The 18,376-nt window shown below is 42.1% G+C and carries 20 protein-coding genes, 1 pseudogene and 1 riboswitch; of the genes and pseudogenes, 12 read left to right on the top strand and 9 right to left on the bottom strand.

Annotation, left to right across the window (positions count from 1 at the left end):
- The first annotated feature begins 46 nt into the window (after positions 1-46).
- Positions 47-156: riboswitch (SAM riboswitch) on the top strand.
- A 171-nt stretch (positions 157-327) separates the two neighbouring features.
- The 4 genes from AOQ70_RS15745 (at position 328) to AOQ70_RS15730 (ending at position 4,748) form a co-directional block, all read left to right on the top strand.
- Entirely contained in the window at positions 328-1,446 is a 1,119-nt protein-coding gene (locus AOQ70_RS15745; protein ID WP_041087658.1) for a sugar ABC transporter substrate-binding protein, read from the top strand.
- A 69-nt stretch (positions 1,447-1,515) separates the two neighbouring features.
- Positions 1,516-3,012, top strand: a complete 1,497-nt coding sequence (locus tag AOQ70_RS15740; RefSeq protein WP_059377234.1) for a sugar ABC transporter ATP-binding protein — start codon at positions 1,516-1,518, stop codon at positions 3,010-3,012.
- Complete coding sequence (locus tag AOQ70_RS15735; protein ID WP_039182429.1) at positions 3,009-4,022, top strand: ABC transporter permease; 1,014 nt, start codon at positions 3,009-3,011, stop codon at positions 4,020-4,022. The genes AOQ70_RS15740 and AOQ70_RS15735 overlap by 4 nt, the downstream gene beginning before the upstream one ends.
- Before the next feature lie 93 nt (positions 4,023-4,115).
- Positions 4,116-4,748 (top strand): GTP pyrophosphokinase, encoded by a 633-nt coding sequence (locus AOQ70_RS15730; RefSeq protein ID WP_039182427.1) that lies wholly within the window; start codon positions 4,116-4,118, stop codon positions 4,746-4,748.
- A 44-nt stretch (positions 4,749-4,792) separates the two neighbouring features.
- Here AOQ70_RS15730 and AOQ70_RS19805 read toward each other — a convergent pair whose 3' ends face one another.
- Together AOQ70_RS19805 and AOQ70_RS15725 are read right to left on the bottom strand one after the other, a co-directional pair.
- Complete coding sequence (locus tag AOQ70_RS19805; protein WP_180272453.1) at positions 4,793-4,933, bottom strand: hypothetical protein; 141 nt, start codon at positions 4,931-4,933, stop codon at positions 4,793-4,795.
- 19 nt (positions 4,934-4,952) lie between these two features.
- Positions 4,953-6,038, bottom strand: a complete 1,086-nt coding sequence (locus tag AOQ70_RS15725; RefSeq protein WP_039182425.1) for a Rap family tetratricopeptide repeat protein — start codon at positions 6,036-6,038, stop codon at positions 4,953-4,955.
- A gap of 519 nt (positions 6,039-6,557) precedes the next feature.
- On the opposite strand from AOQ70_RS15725, the gene AOQ70_RS15720 reads away from it, so the two are divergent.
- From AOQ70_RS15720 to AOQ70_RS15710, 3 genes are all read left to right on the top strand, one after another.
- Complete coding sequence (locus AOQ70_RS15720) at positions 6,558-7,322, top strand: transporter substrate-binding domain-containing protein (RefSeq protein WP_024423857.1); 765 nt, start codon at positions 6,558-6,560, stop codon at positions 7,320-7,322.
- 70 nt (positions 7,323-7,392) lie between these two features.
- Positions 7,393-8,037 (top strand): amino acid ABC transporter permease, encoded by a 645-nt coding sequence (locus AOQ70_RS15715; RefSeq protein WP_059377231.1) that lies wholly within the window; start codon positions 7,393-7,395, stop codon positions 8,035-8,037.
- Positions 8,034-8,762: an amino acid ABC transporter ATP-binding protein gene (locus AOQ70_RS15710; RefSeq protein ID WP_039182423.1), complete on the top strand. Its 729-nt coding sequence runs from the start codon at positions 8,034-8,036 to the stop codon at positions 8,760-8,762. Before AOQ70_RS15715 ends, AOQ70_RS15710 begins: the two co-directional genes overlap by 4 nt.
- 87 nt (positions 8,763-8,849) lie before the next feature.
- Here the strand turns inward: AOQ70_RS15710 and AOQ70_RS15705 are convergent, their stop codons facing one another.
- Positions 8,850-9,233, bottom strand: a complete 384-nt coding sequence (locus tag AOQ70_RS15705) for a VOC family protein (RefSeq protein ID WP_039182421.1) — start codon at positions 9,231-9,233, stop codon at positions 8,850-8,852.
- 118 nt (positions 9,234-9,351) lie between these two features.
- Between AOQ70_RS15705 and AOQ70_RS15700 the strand changes: the two genes are divergently transcribed.
- A complete protein-coding gene (locus AOQ70_RS15700) occupies positions 9,352-10,533 on the top strand; it encodes a class I SAM-dependent rRNA methyltransferase (RefSeq protein ID WP_059377228.1) in 1,182 nt (393 codons plus the stop codon).
- Positions 10,534-10,770: 237 nt separating this feature from the next.
- On the opposite strand, the gene AOQ70_RS15695 is transcribed toward AOQ70_RS15700, so the two are convergent.
- Together AOQ70_RS15695 and AOQ70_RS15690 are read right to left on the bottom strand one after the other, a co-directional pair.
- Positions 10,771-11,451 carry a CidB/LrgB family autolysis modulator gene (locus AOQ70_RS15695; RefSeq protein WP_039182414.1) on the bottom strand — a complete coding sequence of 227 codons (681 nt, stop codon included), beginning with the start codon at positions 11,449-11,451 and terminating at the stop codon, positions 10,771-10,773.
- Entirely contained in the window at positions 11,445-11,828 is a 384-nt protein-coding gene (locus AOQ70_RS15690; protein WP_080967207.1) for a CidA/LrgA family holin-like protein, read from the bottom strand. Before AOQ70_RS15690 ends, AOQ70_RS15695 begins: the two co-directional genes overlap by 7 nt.
- Positions 11,829-11,993: 165 nt before the next feature.
- Between AOQ70_RS15690 and cidR the strand changes: the two genes are divergently transcribed.
- From cidR to AOQ70_RS15670, 4 genes are all read left to right on the top strand, one after another.
- Entirely contained in the window at positions 11,994-12,881 is an 888-nt protein-coding gene (gene cidR, locus AOQ70_RS15685; RefSeq protein WP_059377299.1) for a cidABC operon transcriptional activator CidR, read from the top strand.
- A gap of 17 nt (positions 12,882-12,898) precedes the next feature.
- On the top strand, positions 12,899-13,723 hold the full coding sequence (gene thiM, locus AOQ70_RS15680) for a hydroxyethylthiazole kinase (RefSeq protein WP_059377225.1): 825 nt from the start codon (positions 12,899-12,901) through the stop codon (positions 13,721-13,723).
- The gene (gene thiE / locus AOQ70_RS15675) at positions 13,710-14,378 is read left to right on the top strand and encodes a thiamine phosphate synthase (RefSeq protein WP_059377223.1); all 669 of its coding nucleotides are present in this window, start codon (positions 13,710-13,712) and stop codon (positions 14,376-14,378) included. The genes thiM and thiE overlap by 14 nt, the downstream gene beginning before the upstream one ends.
- Before the next feature lie 133 nt (positions 14,379-14,511).
- A complete protein-coding gene (locus AOQ70_RS15670) occupies positions 14,512-14,886 on the top strand; it encodes a nuclear transport factor 2 family protein (protein WP_047203665.1) in 375 nt (124 codons plus the stop codon).
- Positions 14,887-14,913: 27 nt separating this feature from the next.
- Here the strand turns inward: AOQ70_RS15670 and AOQ70_RS15665 are convergent, their stop codons facing one another.
- From AOQ70_RS15665 to AOQ70_RS15650, 4 genes and pseudogenes are all read right to left on the bottom strand, one after another.
- Entirely contained in the window at positions 14,914-16,455 is a 1,542-nt protein-coding gene (locus AOQ70_RS15665; protein WP_024423846.1) for a solute symporter family protein, read from the bottom strand.
- Positions 16,452-16,766, bottom strand: coding sequence for a DUF485 domain-containing protein (locus tag AOQ70_RS15660; RefSeq protein WP_024423845.1), 315 nt, complete (start codon positions 16,764-16,766; stop codon positions 16,452-16,454). The genes AOQ70_RS15665 and AOQ70_RS15660 overlap by 4 nt, the downstream gene beginning before the upstream one ends.
- A 107-nt stretch (positions 16,767-16,873) precedes the next feature.
- A complete protein-coding gene (locus tag AOQ70_RS15655; RefSeq protein WP_059377220.1) occupies positions 16,874-17,542 on the bottom strand; it encodes a glycosyltransferase family protein in 669 nt (222 codons plus the stop codon).
- A pseudogene (locus AOQ70_RS15650) lies at positions 17,535-18,225 on the bottom strand (class I SAM-dependent methyltransferase). The gene AOQ70_RS15655 and the pseudogene AOQ70_RS15650 overlap by 8 nt, the downstream one beginning before the upstream one ends.
- Positions 18,226-18,376 lie beyond the last annotated feature (151 nt).

Here is an 18,376-nt window from a genome sequence, read left to right as displayed (position 1 = left end):
TTAAAGTAAAGAAGACATTTCAACGAAAACAAATTTCATAACGGATCTCTTATCAAGAGAGGCAGAGGGACTGGCCCTATGACGCCCAGCAACCGTTTCTATTATAGAAATTGGTGCTAATTCCTGCAAAGCTGTTACAGCTTTGACAGATAAGAGAGGAAGACTTCCCGATACATGTTTCATGCAACGGTGATCAAGCCTCTCTTTCCAAGAGAGGCTTTTTTTCGTCTCTTTTTCGAATCAAATGCCTGTTTGACAGGCGTATTTCCACTTTTTTACCTAGTTTTCCGATGTGAAAAATTTAAAACAACTTGAGGAGGAACAGCAATGAAGCGTAAGCATTTTACATCATTTCTTGTCTTATTAACGGCATTAACCGTCCTATTATCTGGCTGCGGCACTGGATCAAGTGCAGGCTCAAAGGCAAATGCAAACGAAAAAGTCTCTTTTGACAATGTACCGAAGCGATTTGCAAAGGGACAGGGAGCAAAAATTAAAGTCATCCGCAAAATTGGAGGAGACGATCATACAGCTCAATTTTTAGCTGGAACGAAGGCAGAAGGTGAAGCACTCGGCTTTACGGTAGATGTCTACACCGCCAATGGTGATACAGCGAAATTCCATGATGCCATCTCTCAGGCGCTGGAAGAAAATTATGATGGCTTTATCATCTCTCACGGGGACGACGAGGCGACAGTCGCTGATGTGAAAAAGATCACAGCGAAAGGCATTCCGGTTGTAGCGTTTGATTCGAATCCTAAGCTAAAGGACATCAAAGGGGTTACAGTGACGTCTCAAGATGACGAACAATTAGCGAAAAAATCATTAGACGCGCTCGTGTCTGATTTTAAAGGAAAAGCAAATATTGCGTACCTGTGGGTAGATGGATTCCCGCCAATGGTGAGACGAAATAAGGTCTATCAAGAAACGCTTAAACAACATTCAGGGATCAAGGAGCTTGACCGCTTTGGTGTAGCCTCTTCTGATACGTCTGTTCAAACGCAAAATGCAGTAGCAGCCATGCTGAATAAGTATCCAAAGGGCAAACTGGACGCTATTTTTGCCACATGGGATGCCTTTGCCATTGGGGCAGCAAGAGCGTTAAAGGAAGCAGGAAGAACAGAAGTGAAGATTTATGGGATTGATGTGTCAAATGCTGATCTTCAAGAAATGACAGCGAAGGACAGTCCATGGAAGTACACAGCAGCGGTTGATCCGAAGCTCATCGGCGCAGTCGACGTGAGGATTCTTGCGAAGAAAATAGCTGGTGAGAAAACACCATCTTCCTATGACCTTGAGGCCTCTCTCATCTCGCAAAAGCAGCTTCAACAAGCAGGAAAAGCCATTAACATGGTCAATCTTGCAGACGAAGTGAAGGGATTCGGTTCATCGACTGCTTTTGAGGAAGATTGGATGAAGACTTTGAAGAAGCATTATACAAAATAAGCGACGTGCACTCTCTTTCCATAGAGGGTGTTTCGTTTTTCAGATGATATCAAGAGAAGGAGGACACCTATGACAGCGCCGCTTGTTCGTATGAAAAATATTTCAATTGAATTCCCAGGGGTCAAAGCTTTAGATCAAGTGAATTTCACATTAAAAAAAGGGACGGTCCATGCACTAATTGGAGCAAATGGTGCTGGGAAGTCCACGTTAATGAAGGTTCTTTCTGGCGCTCATTCCCACTTCGACGGAACCATCCACATCAATGGCCAGGCGGCAACTATTCAAACCCCAAAGGATGCATCCTCATATGGTGTGCAGACGGTTCATCAAGAAGTGGATACGGCTCTTGTTCCCTACTTAAGTGTTGGCGAGAATATGATGATGCATGAGATTGAGAAAAAAACATTTGTCAGCTGGAAAGAGCTGCATCGCAAGGCGGCTCAGCTATTAAAAGAAATGGACATCGACATCTCCACAAAACGACTTATCAGCGATCTGACCCTTGCTGAAAAACAGATGGTGCTCATTGCTAAGGCCGTTTCCATTCAATGCAGCATTTTAATCTTAGATGAACCAACAGCTCCGCTTAGTCATGCAGAAACAAGCAAATTATTCTCCATGATTGTTCGGCTGAAACAGCATGGGACAGGGATCGTGTTTATCTCCCATCGCATGCCTGAAATTTTCACCATCTGTGATGAACTGACAGTGATGCGAAATGGAACGGATGTCGCAGCTCACCTTGTCAAAGACACAAATCCGCAGCAAGTCATTGAAGAAATGCTAGGTGCGCCATTAGAGGAACAATTCCCGCCTCGCAAACCTTTGAAGGATGCACCTATTGTGCTTGAAGTGAAAGACTTAAATGATCAACACAAATTAAACAACATTCACTTTTATGTCAAAAAAGGAGAAATTCTCGGGATCGCAGGACTTGTCGGTGCTGGAAAAACAGAATTGTGCAAAGCCCTTTTCGGTGCCTCAGAAAAAAAGACGGGGACTGTGCAGCTGCATGGTCAAACCATTCACATCACATCGCCTCATCAAGCTGTGAGAGCTGGAATAGCCCTTGTGCCTGAAGAGCGGAGAAAAGAAGGGGTTCTGACCGAAGAGAGCGTGGGGTGGAACTTAACGGCTGCAAGTCTTCATTCATTTTCACGGATATTCAGCTTCTTACATCGTTCGAAGGAAAAGCGGGAAGCAGGCGACATCGTCAAACGGCTTGGTGTCAAAACGCCGTCTCTTGAAGCAAAGGTGAAGCACCTATCTGGTGGAAATCAGCAAAAGGTTGCCATCGGAAAATGGCTGCTTGCTGAGGCAGATGTGTATCTCTTTGATGAACCAACTAAAGGTGTAGACGTTGGAGCGAAAAAAGATATTTTCACTTTGATCGCAGAGCTTGCCGCCCGCGGAAAATCTGTCATTTATGCGTCGAGTGAGCTGTCAGAGATTGCAGGTATCGCTGACCGAGTATACGTGTTATATGATGGCAGCATTGCCCGGGAAATGACTGCACCGACGACTGAAGAGGAGCTTTTATATCATTCAACAGGAGGACAATCATGAGCGAACAACAAATTCCAGCCCCTGTGCAGCAAATCAAAAAACAGCGGCCATCCTTTCATCTGTTTGATTTCTTTTATCGATATGGGACGATTTTAACCATTGTCGTGTTAATTGTGGTATTTGCGGCAGCGAATCCAGCGTTTTTGCAATCGGGAAATATCATCAATATTTTACGGTCTATCTCAATTGTGACCATCATTGCGGTGGGCTTAACCATCTCATTGGCAGTAAACGGTTTTGATTTATCAGTTGGATCAGTCGCTACGCTGTCAAATGCTATTGTCATTTCGATGTTCGTATGGTTCTCGCAAAACCCACTGATTGCCATCCTTTCTGCACTAGCGGCTTCTATCATTGTTGGATTGTTAAATGCATGGATGATCGTCAAAATGAAAATTCCAGATATGCTCATGACATTAGCCATGATGTTTATCATTCAAGGGCTGGCTCAAACGTATACGAAAGGGGCGACCATTTCTGAAAATATGGTGCTGCCCGATGGCACGTTTTCAACGGGAACGATCCCTGCCTTTTTTAGCAAAATCGGACAGGTGCCATATATCATTCTCATTATGGCTGCCATTGTTCTATTTGCGCATGTTTTCATGACCTACACAAAGCATGGCAGATTCATGTACATCATCGGTGGGAATAAAGAAGCGGCTCGATTGTCTGGCATTCATGTGAACAAATACAAAATTGCGGCCTATCTGCTTTCTGCGTTATTTGCAGCGATCGGAGGTATCGTGCTGGCATCAAGGGTGATGACAGCAGAAATTAATGCTGGTGCACCATATTTAATGGATGGAGTAGCGGCTGCTTTTATCGGCTTTTCCGTCATGGGAGCAGGTAAGCCAAACGCATTTGGTACTTTTATCGGGGCTGTACTCATCGGAATCTTACAAAATGGGCTTGTGATGATGTCTGTTCCTTATTATGCAATGGATATTGTGAAAGGTTCTGTGCTGGCTCTTGCACTGGCGCTGACCTATTACAAACAAAGAGGCTAACTGCGTATTTTTTAAAACCATTCGAGTCCTCTCTCCGTCTAGTAAACGGAAAGCGGTACAGCTGCCGTTTCCCAAAAGGAGATGACAAAGAAAATGAATATGTCAGCAACTCATGTTGAAGATTTGAAAAATGTCATGGAAGACTGGAAAAATGAACTATTAGTATATAAATTTGCATTAGATGAAATGGATACAAAGTTTTCGATTATCAGTCAGGAGTATAATTTAATCCATGGACATAACCCTATAGAGCATACAAAATCACGGATCAAATCCTTTGAAAGCATAGTGAATAAACTAGCAAGAAAAGGATGCGACATCACGACACAATGTGCCAAGGAGCATATCCATGATATCGCAGGTGTCCGCATCATCTGTTCTTTTATTCAAGATATCTATAATATTATGGATGTATTGAGGCAAAGAGAGGATTTAAAGATTCTTGAAGTGAAAGACTACATTCAACATCCGAAACCAAATGGCTACAGAAGCCTTCACTTAATTGTTGAGATTCCTGTCTACTTAACGAATCGTGTGGAGTATGTGAAGGTTGAGATTCAGGTACGGACCATAGCGATGGATTTTTGGGCGAGTCTAGAGCATAAAATCTATTATAAACTGCAAAACGATGTTCCTCATCAACTGACTGATGAACTGAAGGAAGCCGCAGATATTGCCCATTACTTAGATGAAAAAATGCAAAATATCAAACGAGAAATTGATTAACACATAAAAAAGCAGCTGTTTTGATCACAGCTGCTTTTTTCATATTAAGGGTTGGTTCCACGATCCCTCTTTTGAATGATATCTTGAGATTGTGCAGATTTGCTGTCTTTTTGAACGGAAGCACCAATAGAAACACCTGTTATCAAGAGGGTAAAAATCGCACTTGTGATAAGCCATTTCTTCATCATACATCACTCCATATTCTTAACAAGTTTTTAAGGACAACGCCTTGTTTCTAAAATAAGAGGATTCTTCATGAAGTCCAAGATCCATTAAGTAAGCAGCTGCATCCTGACAAATAGCTTCAAGATCAACAAGGAAATTCATCGATTCTAATTGATCACAATAAGACTTGATTTGCTCAATCATGTTGTCTGGCTGAATCATAAGTGTTTCTAAAATGGATAATTTAAGTGAAATGTTTCGTTGTTTTAAATTTTCTGCTTTTTGAAGTGAAAGCTGTACATAATAGTGGAACAAACCTGGCTTTTTCAGCTTAAATAGTGCTTTTGTGTAGGCGTACATGGCAAGTAAATAGCCGCCTGGAGAAGAAGTTTCGAATGTTTCTATCATTAAAGCCTTTTCTAGGAGTGGCACAGCTTCACTGTATTCATTTCTTAGACTTTTAATAAAGGCTGCATTGCAATAGGCGTGTCCAAGTAAATCTGGATCTTCCATCTGTTCTAGTGAATGAATCACTTCTTCGAACAACGATTCTGCCTCATCATATTTCGACTGATCCGCATAATTCAAAGCAAGCATCATTTGACAGCTGATTGATTTTTTCACATAACATGGATCTGCGTCGTAAATAGATGAAGCCTTCTTTAAGTGGTGGATGGAGAGAAGCGTGGACCTGATATTATAGTAAAGACACCCTGTTTTATAATGAAATTCGGCTTTTTCAATGTCATCATGCACGAGATCTAATTTATCCTCGGCCAATTTTAAATGGTGAAATGCCGTATCCTGATTGCCTCTGCGCATTTCATACATCCCTTTAAAGAAATAGAAATAATAGCTGAGCATATCATCCGTACGGATGGCATTTTCATCAACAAAAAGACTATGATCTAACGAAGCTGTATCTTCTATTAGATCTTTAAAACGGTACTCTAGCAGTTGATAGTAAAGTAAGACGTCTTGATTTTCTTCCATTCGATCAAACGCCTGAAGAATGTCTTCTTTTAACTGGATGGCACCTTGTATCTCTCTTTTCTTCATCATGACATACCAATCATTGAGCATATTTGCTACATCTACGGACGACAAAACACCTGCTTCTGCCAATTCATATCCTCCTTTCTTCATCTATTAAAATCCGTTCTTTTGAATCAACTTTCCATATTCCAGTATATTCTTATATTTTAAGCTCTCTCATGCAGTTTGTAAAACATGTTTTTTGATGTAAATTCAACCAGTAGTGAAAGAAATAGGGAGAAGGCGACATTATGTATACGCTTACATATTTTTAGGTAAAAAGAGGGTTTTGAAAAAAATATATTACAATATCAATAAAGCGAGGAAGCCGGTTGTTGAGTTTACTTTCGTATACTAGAAAAAAACATCATTAATCAAGGTGATGCCTCATTTTTTTGTAAGATTATCTTACATTATAATTGTGAATGACTCTTCTTTTAGAATAAAATGAGTTATTCGCAAAAAAGTAAAATTTAAAGAGACTATTGATCTAGAATTGTATGGATCTTTGGTATTGATAAAAAATATCACACACTATAGCTTTAGCGTGTTATAGTATTATTGTTATTGCGAATATTTAGACAAAACTGACAATGGGGGTCGTGTTTTATGAAGAAATCGATGTTATTGATCATGGGACTAATTGTTGTGCTTGTCATGGCAGCCTGTGGATCAAAATCAGACAGTGGTTCGGGAGAAGGCAAAGGCACATATAAAATTGGGATAGATACAACGTATCCGCCATTTGAATTTGAAAAGGGCGGTAAATATGAAGGCATAGACGTTGATTTAATTAATGCAATCGCAAAAGATCAAGGTTTCAAAGTGAAGCTGGAAGCTATGGACTTCTCAGGTATCATTCCAGCAATGCAGGCAGGACAGCTTGATGTTGGAATGGGCGGGATGAGTATTACAGATGAGCGTAAGAAGAAAGTAGATTTCTCAGATCCTTACTTTGACGCTGGGCTGACAGTTGTTGTGAAAAAGGACAGCAGCATCAAATCAATTAATGATTTAAAGGGGAAAAAGCTAGCTGTTAAAAACGGGACGACTGGTGCAAAGTTCGCATCTGATAACGCAGATAAATATGGGTATGAAGTCGTTCAATTTAATGACAGCCCATCTATGTTCCAAGAAGTATCAAACGGAAATGCAGATGCCTTAATTGAGGATTATCCTGTCATTACGTATGCGATCGCACAACAAGATTTAAAATTGAAAACAGTTGGAGACCGCTTGAATGGAGATCAGTATGGTATCTCTGTCATGAAGGGGAAAAATCAAGACCTATTGAAGAAAATCAATAAAGGTCTGGAGAACCTAAAGAAAAACGGTGAATATGACAAAATTATTGATAAATATTTGAAGTCATAACACAAGCGAGGCGCGCTTCGAGCGCGCTTTCTTTATGTGTCAGCCGTATGTGAATTAGGGAGGGAGAAACATGGATACAATTATTAATGCATTTCCGTATTTAATGGATGGTTTGCAAACCACTTTATATATCTTTGTTGTTGCCATCATTTTAGGTTTTATCATCGGGTTAATTGTGGCATTATTCCGTCTGTCACCATTTAAACTCTTAAATTTCATCGCACTCGTCTTTGTGAATGCCATTCGAGGCACACCATTTATCGTACAGCTATTCTTCATTTATTTTGGTTTGAATACACTTGAATTCATTTCGCTTGATCGAGTGCCCGCAGGGATTATTACAGTAGCGATTAATGCAGGGGCTTATTTCTCAGAAATTATTCGTGCAGGGATTCAGTCCATTGATAAAGGGCAAACAGAAGCTGCGCGCTCATTAGGCTTTACAGGGGGACAAAACATGCGCTTTATCGTCCTTCCGCAGGCCTTCCGCCGCATGCTCCCAGCGATTACAAACCAGGCCATCATCAGCTTGAAGGATACATCTCTCTTATCTATTATCGGGATTGCCGATATTATGCAGCGAGGACAAGTTCAAGCATCGGCTACATTTGATCCATTGAATGTCTGGCTCATTGTCGGTGTCATTTATTTCGTGATCATTTATTTACTTTCTCTACTGGCTAGCTACGCAGAAAGGAGATTTGATATCAAATGAGTATGATTACGGTGAAAAACTTAAAGAAATCCTTTGGCGATCACGAAGTATTAAAGGATATTAATGCAGTCATCGAGGAAAAGGAAGTAGTGTGTGTCATTGGTCCTTCTGGATCAGGGAAAAGCACGTTTCTTAGATGCCTCAATAAATTAGAAGATATCACTGCTGGAGAAGTCGTTGTCCACGGACACACGATTACAGACCCAAAGGTGAATATCAATAAAGTACGACAAGAAGTAGGCATGGTGTTTCAGCACTTTAATTTATTTCCTCATAAAACTGTTTTAGAAAACATTACGATCGCACCGATAAAGGTAAAAGGCATTGAAAAGAAGGCAGCGGCCGAAAAAGCGCTAGACTTGCTTGAAAAAGTCGGCTTAAAAGACAAAGCCCAAAGCTACCCTAACCAATTATCCGGTGGACAAAAACAGCGTGTTGCCATTGCAAGAGCCTTGGCAATGGACCCGAAAGTACTATTATTCGATGAGCCGACATCAGCTCTTGATCCTGAAGTTGTAGGGGATGTATTAGCTGTAATGAAACAATTAGCTGTCGAAGGCATGACCATGATTGTGGTGACACATGAAATGGGCTTTGCAAGAGAGGTAGGAGACCGTGTCATCTTCATGGATGGCGGATATATTGTCGAGGAAGACAAACCGGAAGCTCTCTTTGGAAACCCGCAGCATGAGCGTACAAAATCATTTCTTAGTAAAGTGTTATAAAAAAGAGTAAGGGCATATACATGCTCTTACTCTTTTCTTTATGAATAAATGGAAGATATATTTAGCGGCACGATTTCCTAGGAAATATTAGCGCTGGAAGAATTCGATCCATTCTTGATCTGGTCCTCTGAAAAAGAAGTAGCAATATCCATTTGGTAATGTTGTGATTTCTTCATCGATTAATTCAATTTGCAGCTTTTGAATTCGATTGAATTCAGCATGAATATTGTCTGTTGTGAAGGCGAGATGATGGACCTTCCCTTCAGATGGCAGGTCACTGCTGTAGCCTTGGATGAGCTCAATTTCCGTTTCTGCTTCATCTTTAAAACCGAGAAATGCAAGCTCAATCACTCCATTTGTATGAGTGATGCGGTCCTTTAATTTCATCCCCACCACTTTTTCATAAAAATCAATCGATTGATCAATATTCGAAACCATAATACCTGTATGATCTAAGCGTAATGTCGTCAAACGAAGTGCCTCCTCTATGTCATGTTGATATTTTTCTCCTCATCTTATCATAATAGAAGTAACGTATACATTCATATGGTAGGATAGAGAGAGTCAATTTAGGATAAGGATGACACAAATGAAAAAAATCTCATTAAAACAAACATTTGCGGAACAAGTGAAAAAGGGATATCCGCTCATTTCCAAAGATGCAGTATCGAATGTGAACGGTGTACGGGAAGGCGAGCTCATTGAATGGGTAGATGAGCGAGGCGCTTTTTTAGGAAAAGGGTATTATGGTGTGCAAAATAAAGGAATCGGCTGGGTACTAACCTTTGATGCGAACGAAAAAATAGATCAAGCTTTTTTTGTCTCTAGGCTTGAGCAGGCAGCAAAAAGCAGAACGCATTTATTTCGTGATGCACAGACGACTGCTTTTCGTGTGTTCAACGGAGAAGGGGATGGAATTGGCGGCGTCACGATTGATCATTATGACGGATTCTACCTCATCCAATGGTATAGCGAAGGAGTCTATACATTGAAGGCAGAAGTATTGGCTGCACTTGAGCACGTCTATCCAGATTATAAAGGTATTTATGAGAAGAAACGATTTGATACGTCTGGACAGTATATAGAAGATGATGATTTTGTGAAGGGAGAGAAAGGTGAATTTCCTCTCATCGTGAAAGAAAACGGCATGAACGTAGCAGTTTACTTAAATGATGGTGCGATGACGGGCATTTTCCTTGATCAGCGTCATGTGAGAAAAGCGATTCGAGATCGTTATGCAAAGGGAAAGACTGTGCTCAATACGTTTTCTTACACAGGTGCTTTTTCAGTAGCAGCTGCGCTTGGTGGAGCGAGCCGTACGACAAGTGTGGATGTTGCAAATCGCAGCTTGAAAAAAACATCTGAGCAGTTTGAAGTCAATGATATTGATGTGGACGGGCAGGATATCAAAGTCATGGATGTCTTTAAATATTTTCCGTTTGCAGCGAAAAAAGGCTGGACCTATGATCTCGTCATCTTAGATCCGCCTTCCTTTGCACGAACGAAAAAGCACACATTCAGTGCGGCGAAGGATTATAAGAAGCTATTAAAAGAAGCCATCCAAATCACAGCTGAGAACGGAGTCATTGTGGCATCAACGAATAGCAGTGCATTTGGCATGAAAAAGTTCAAAGGATTTATTGCGCAGGCCTTTAAAGAATCAGGGAAAACCTATCGGATTCTTGAAGAATATACACTTCCTGAGGATTTTCGTACAACGAAGAATTATCCTGAAGGGAACTATTTAAAGGTTGTCTTCATACAAGCATAAGAAAAAGCCATTTCCGATAAGGAATGGCTTTCAGCGTGTAGACAAACCCTCGCATTCGCCCGCAGGTCTGCGCTCCGGTGCTCACGAATGTCAAATTTGCTCCGCTCCGGTACTCGTCCTTCCTAGACTGCAAAGGTTTTCTATCACGCTGAAAAGAAGACAAGTGCTAAAATAAAGAACATTTTAGCACTTTGTCAACAATCTAAAAGCTATTTCCTATAAGGGAAATAGCTTTTTTTATAAGGCAAACGACATGAGGATCGGCGCTGCACATAATGTAATAATGGCTGAAATAATCATCGATACACTTGAGATCGTCCCTGAGACGGAGCTCATTTCAAAGGCTTTCGATGTTCCTGCACCGTGTGCACCTGTTCCAAGCAGGACGCCCATGGCAATGTCATTATCGATGCGGAAGTAACGGATCACCATTGGACCGATAATCGATCCAAACAGTGCGGTTAAAATGACAAACACAGCCGTAACGGACGGCATGCCGCCGATCATTTCTGACACACTCATTGCTACAGGTGTTGTGACCGATCTTGGGACAAGGCTCTCAATAAGGCCTGTGTCCAGATGAAATAACTTGGCGATAAATGCCGTTGATAAAATCGCAATGATAGAGCCGCAAGCCACATTCAAAAGAATTTCCACTGCATGCTTCTTCAGGATATGAAAATACTTATATAAAGGAATGGCAAAAGCAACAGTCGCAGGTTGCAGCATATTCGTGAGCCATTTCCCGCCTTGATTGTAAGCATCGTAAGGAATGTTGACGATTAACAGCAAGACGACAAGAACAAGCGGAGTGACAAGTAATGGTGAGACATAAACCTTCGGATGCCGTTTGTACACCGCTTTTGATCCGAGATATAAAAGAACGGTTAAAATCAGAAATAGTCCGCCAACTAACATAGCTTTTTTCGCTCCTTTCGTTTCGCAATCATTTGCGTCATGATACCAGTTGAGAGCATGACCACAAACGTACTAATTAAGACGACAAGGACAATACTTGTGCCAGATTGAGAAAGCAGTTTTCCATAATCAATGACACCAACTGCTGATGGAATAAAGAAAAGCAGCAGTTCTCCGAGCAGCCATACGGCGCCAAGTTCTATCCATTTTAATTGAATGATCTTAAAATGAAGTAATAAGAAAATGACAAGAATGCCTAAGATCGTGCCCGGAATTCTTAAATGCAAAAAGGCCGCCAGCACATTCATGAATTTCGCAAAAATAAACAAGACCATAATCTGAAGGGCAGCAATCAGCGGCTTTTTGAGCAATTTCACTTTCTGTTCACTCCTTTTTCTATATAAATTGTTCACTATTTCACAAAAACATGACAACGTTCCAATTGATGAGTTTACTTTAAAGTGTACAGCACGTTTAGTTATAGGTAAAATACATATATCGAATAGTAATTATTCCTTTTGTCTATAGGAAGGATGAAGCATGTGGACATTAGACATTTAACATATTTCTTAGAAGTGGCAAGATTAAAGAGCTTCACGAAAGCATCGCAGTCCCTTTACGTATCACAGCCGACCATTTCCAAAATGGTCAAAAACCTGGAGGATGAGCTGGGGGTGCAGTTGTTTTACCGAAATGGACGGCAGGTTGAAATGACAGATGCCGGCCAAACCATGTATACACAGGCGAGTGAAATCACGCAGTCATTTCAGAATTTAACGAGCGAATTAAATGATTTAATGAATGTGAAAAAAGGGCATATCCGAATCGGACTGCCCCCGATGATTGGGTCAAGTTTCTTCCCGAATGTCATGGGAGAATTCCGCCAGCAATATCCAGATGTCACATTTCAATTGGTCGAGCACGGCTCCATTAAAGTAGAGGAAGGGGTCGAGAATGGGTCGTTAGATATTGGTGTCATTGTTCTGCCTGCAAATGATAAAATTTTTCATACGTACACCATTATTAAAGAGAACATGAAGCTCGTGACGCATCCATCCCATCCGATGGCCGGTCGTGAGGAGGTACATTTAGCTGATTTAAGGGAAGAGTCGTTTATTTTCTTTAGAGAAGATTTTGTTCTGCACAGCCGGATTTTAAATGAATGTATGAATGCGGGATTCCGGCCAAATGTCATTTATGAAACGTCTCAGTGGGATTTCATTAGTGAAATGGTAGCTGAAAACTTAGGGATTGGACTTCTGCCAGAACGAATCTGCCGTGATCTTGATCCTGAAAAGGTAAAGGTCATTTCCCTAAACCCATCAATCCCGTGGCATTTAGGTGTCATTTGGCGAAAAGACCGCTATTTGTCGTTTGCGGCAAGAGAATGGTTAAAGCATACGAAATCTTACGTGTGGGATGCAGAGTAAAAGGGAGGATGATACAGATGAAAACAAGCAGCGCGTCTCATTTATTGGAGAAGGTTCGAGAGGAAAATCCACTCGTTCATAATATCACGAATCAAGTCGTGACGAATTTTACAGCGAATGGACTGCTTGCTTTAGGTGCTTCGCCAGTCATGGCAAACGCCAAAGAAGAAGTGGCTGAAATGGCACAATTAGCGGATGCACTGGTGCTTAATATTGGCACACTGACCAAGGAGACGGTGGAAGCCATGATTCTCGCTGGACAAGCCGCCAATGAAAAAGGTGTACCTGTTTTGTTAGATCCTGTCGGCGTCGGTGCGACAACGTTTCGAGCGAATACGGCTAAACAGCTGTTAGAGAAAGTAAAAATGACCGTTGTCCGAGGAAATGCTGCTGAAGTGGCTCATTTACTTGGAGTGGATGGCTGGGAGTCAAAAGGCGTTGATGCAAAAGCGGCGAATGGAGATGTATCGGCATTAGCCAAACAAGCGTCCATTGTACTTCAGACAATAGTGGTGATCACAGGAAAAGTCGATGTGGTGTCAGATGGAAATGAAGTACTGTCCATTCATAATGGACATGAATGGCTCACCAAGGTGACGGGAACCGGCTGCTTGCTGACATCTATCATTGGAGCATTTTGTGCAGCAGGTGAAAGGCCGCTTCATGCGTCGGCCGCTGCATTGCTGTTTTATGGTGTGGCAGCTGAAAAGGCTGCTCTGCACACAAAGGATAAAGGATCGGGAACCTTTCAAATGGAATTGTTAAATGCACTATCACACACAACCGGCGATGATGTGCTGACACTAGGGAAATTAGGGGGAGTTTCACATGACAAAGGCTGATCAACAGCAAATCAAACAGCAATTATCGGTTTATTTTATTATGGGAACAGCAAATTCAACGAGACAGCCGCTTGATGTTGTGAAAGAGGCCATTCAAGGCGGAATCACCATGTTTCAATTTCGTGAAAAGGGTGAAAAAGCCTTGCAGGGTGAAGAGAAGAAACAATTGGCTCGTCAAATTCAAGCGCTTTGCCAAGAAGCAAATGTTCCTTTTATTGTGAATGATGATGTACAGCTAGCGATTGATCTTGATGCAGATGGCGTTCATGTTGGACAGGAAGACACAAACGCAAAAGACGTCAGACAAAGGATCGGGAATAAAATATTAGGCGTGTCGACGCATAACCTAGATGAAGTGAAACAGGCCATGAAAGACGGAGCAGATTATGTCGGGATGGGCCCGGTCTATCCAACGGAAACGAAAAAGGATACACGCAGTGTCCAGGGGGTGTCTTTGATCACTGAAGTCCGCCGTCATGGCCTTCAAATTCCGATTGTGGGTATCGGAGGGATTACATATGACAATGCGGCTCCAGTCATACAAGCTGGGGCAGATGGCATTAGCATCATTAGCGCCATTAGCCAGAGCACCGATCCAAAAAAAGCAGCAGAAAAGCTGAAATCACTTGTTGAAGCAGAAAAAGCATCTCTTTGATCTAAAGGAGACATGAATTGAATCAATTCATGTCTTTTCTTATGTCGGGGAAAATAGACAGGCGAGAAACAATTGTGTACAATTATATAGTTCGAATGTTTTCGAAATGACAGGTAAATAAAGGAGAATGAACATGGAAGTGCTCGATACGTATTTTCGCCGATACGATGAAGCAGGAAAAGGGCAGGAGCAACTGGATGAATTGCTGGCATTGTTTTCTGACGATGTCATGATTGTCTTAAATGGCGCCCGGAGGCCTGGAATCCAAGCATTCACACAATTTTTGAACACATTTTTTCACGTACATGATGACATTAAGCATATGTGGGATGGATGGATTAAAAGAGAAGATGGAAAGTATGAAACAAACTGGGCCGTGTGCGGAAAGCTTTCGGATGGCCGTGTCTATACAGCAGAAGGAATTGATATCGCAGAGCTGGACGACCAAGGGAAGATCGTTTATTTAGAAAACGTTCCGAAAAACCCAGAGTTATTCCAGCGCTATTAAAAAGCCGGCTGAGCAGCCGGCTTTTCCTTATGAATCAGTATCCATATGCATGCCTGTATGTGCCTTTACTTGAATTTCCGTAAAGGTGTCTTCATCTGCTTTTTCAGACGAGAATATCGTGCCTAAGTATGCGGCAAGAAATCCGAGTGGAATCGAGATAATCCCAGGGTTCGACAGCGGGATGAGCGGCTCTCCTGTGAAGATGGCTGCTCCTGATGGGTCCCAGACGCTTGGGCTGAGCGAGACGATAATCAGTGCGCTCAGAAGGCCTGTTAAGCTTCCGGCGATGGCACCCGTAGAGTTAAATCGTTTCCAAAAAACAGTGAAGATAATCAAAGGTAAATTCGCACTCGCTGCGACTGCGAAGGCAAGAGACACAAGAAAAGCGACGTTTAAGGACTGGGCAAATAATGCAAGAATGATGGAGAGGATCGCCACGCCGATTGAAGCAAAGCGTGCTGCCTTCACCTGCTCCCGCTCACTCGCTTTTCCTTTGCGGATAATCTGACTATAAAAGTCATGGGCAAAAGCTGACGCGGCGGATAAAACAAGACCAGTCACCACTGCCAATATGGTCGCAAAGGCGATAGCGGAAACAAAGGCAAATAATAAATCTCCTCCAAGGGCTTGTGCCAGAAGAGGTGCGGCCATATTTCCGGCTGCATCTGCTGCTGTTATCGCTTCTGTTCCAACAAAGGCAGCAGCACCAAAGCCAAGGAAAACCGTCATTAAATAAAAAATCCCGATGATCCAAGTAGCAGAAAGAACCGATTTTCGCGCAGAAATCGCATCCTTTACTGTATAAAAACGAATCAAAATGTGCGGCAGACCTGCTGTCCCAAGCACTAAGGCGAGGTTAAGAGACAAGGTTTCTAAAGGCACATCATATTTATTTCCCGGGTGAAGAAACGATTCACCAAGCGGGGTTGCAGTTTTCATCTGTTCAAACATCTTTAGCAGACTAAAATCAAACTTTGCAAACACAAGCAGAGAAATAATGAGCGTCCCAAGCATGAGAAGCACAGCCTTGGTGATCTGTACCCAGCTGGTCGCAATCATGCCGCCAAACACGACATAAATGGTCATCAGGACACCCACGATCAGCACTGCGATCCAGTAATCAATGCCAAGAAGCAGCTTGATTAACGCACCTGCTCCAACAAGCTGTGCAATCATATAAAAAGTAGAGACTGTAATGGTATTAAAGGCGGCAACCCCTCGAATGGCAGGGCGCTTAAATCGTGCAGCGATCATGTCTGCCATCGTATATTTCCCTAGATTTCGTAGCGGTTCAGCCACAACGTAAAGAACGACAAGATACGCTACTAGAAAACCAATGCTATAGAAAAAGCCGTCAAATCCGTTTAACGCGATCATTCCAGCAATCCCTAAAAAGGATGCAGCAGACATATAGTCGCCAGCAATGGCAAGGCCGTTTTGAAACCCAGTCAGGCCCCCTCCTGCAGTGTAAAAATCACTCGCATTGCTTGTTTTTTTCGCAGCAAAATATGTGATGACCAATGTGAGACCTACGATCGCTACGAACAAAATAAAAGCGGTCATGCTCATTCGTCATCACCTCTTGATTCAGTTTTTAAAGCGCTTACATAATTGTCGAACTTAGCTGCTTTTTTTGCGTAAAGTCCACATAAAACCCAGGTCATGACAAATTGTGTGAGGGCGAATAACCAAGCCCATGAGATCGCGCCAATTGCCGGCGTGTTCAAAAAGGTAAAGTAGGATGTAGCGACCGGAAGTGAAAAGTAAAAGAGAAAAAAGAAAATCGTCATCGGTACGATAAATCTGCGTTTTTCCTCAAGAAGTTTTCGAAAATCCTCTGAAGCGGCAACCTTCTTATAATGAACTTTTTTGTCTGCCATTGTTTCCTCCTTTGTACGAATTAGGGACAAGGTACTCCAATGCATATGAGACGATCTGGCTGTTTATGACAGTATATCATAAAAAAGGCACCCGAAAAGGGTGCTTTCTATCGATAATTTGCAAGAAATTGTTCTCTCGCTTTTTCATATGCTTCTGCGTCAAAATGATCTCCGCATTTATGAATACACCAAGGCTCTTCTTGTTTTGCAATCCCAACTTCATAGCCCTGCTGAGTGAATTCAAAGGACTGCGAGACATCATAAAAATGAAAGCCATCAAAGAGGTCCTCACGCCACCTCACATCGTATTGTGTTGCCATGAATAGACCATCAATAGCCGAAGCTTTAATATAGTCTTGTACTTCGGGCTGCTGACGGCCTCTTTCAAAGGAAAGCAGCTGATAGGTGTCGTGGCGATATTCAATGACTTTTCCCCTACAATCAGCACTCTCCCACCAAATTCCATTGTCAGGCACGTTTTCTGCTCCAATCACGCCAATCATGCCAAGTGATGGATTTTGTAAAAAAAGGGGGATGAGCTCAAGCAGCATATGCTGTTTGACAATCAAGGTATCCTGATGAAGATAAATTTTAAACTGAGCTGGATGAGTGATGGCTTCATTGTAGGCAGAGGTCATACTTGATGCCTGTCTGATTGGTAAGACCTCCACATGGTATCCATGAGGAGCCGGAAGCGAAGCGAGCTGCCGGAAACAAGCCTGAAACATCGATTCATCATTTACACATAAAACAAACAGGATGGTCGGATTACTCATGAAATGGAACCGCCTCGACTACATATTGATAGGCTGTAGCAGCCTCGTGAAAATCAGAACGAATGCCGTGTTTCATGAGTAATTCATGTAGGTCATTCAACACGCCTGCATAGGAAGGATGCTGTACGCGAATAGCCTCGAATTCGCGAATGCGAAAACCCGCTGAATGAAAGAGTGCATGTATTTCGTGAAGCGTGAAGAAGCGTAAATGGGTTTGATCCATTAACCCTGCATCTGTATAAGTAAATCTGCCGGCTAGTAATTCTAAAACCGTTGAAATGTGGCCGATATTTGGAATAGATGACAAGATGGCACCCTCTTTTTTAAGGAAGGGTTTCATCCTTTTTAAAACGGCCCAAGGGTCCAATAAATGCTCGAGGACATCTCCGAAAATAATGCAGTCAAATTGTTCATGGTCATAAGGGAGAGCCATCTGTTCAATATTTCCGCAGAGAACATGATCCAGCTCTTGCTCAGCCTCTTTTGTCTGCATCCTCAAATGACTCAATGCCATAGATGGTTCGGCCCTTTTGTTTCAGGACTTTTCCAAGCTTGCCTGTGCCGCATCCGATATCCAATAAAGACGTCCATTCCGCGCGAATACGACTGACGATGACCGGGTTTACCCCATGATAATACTGATCCTTTTTTTGGTGATAATACGAAAGGGAATCTGAACTCACGCTCTACCCACCTTTCTGCTTTCTCATTGTTTTCATGGTTAATATATGGGTGGGCAGCTTGGTTTTATAACGAGAGAAGGACAATTTTCATGAATGCAACTAAAAAGGGATCATATAGAGAACGGGAAGTGGACTGTCCTCCTAATATAGA

The organism is Bacillus sp. AM 13(2015), from assembly GCF_001518755.1.
Classification (GTDB): Bacteria; Bacillota; Bacilli; order Bacillales; family Bacillaceae; genus Bacillus; species Bacillus safensis.
This window is presented reverse-complemented; position numbering and strand designations above follow the sequence as displayed.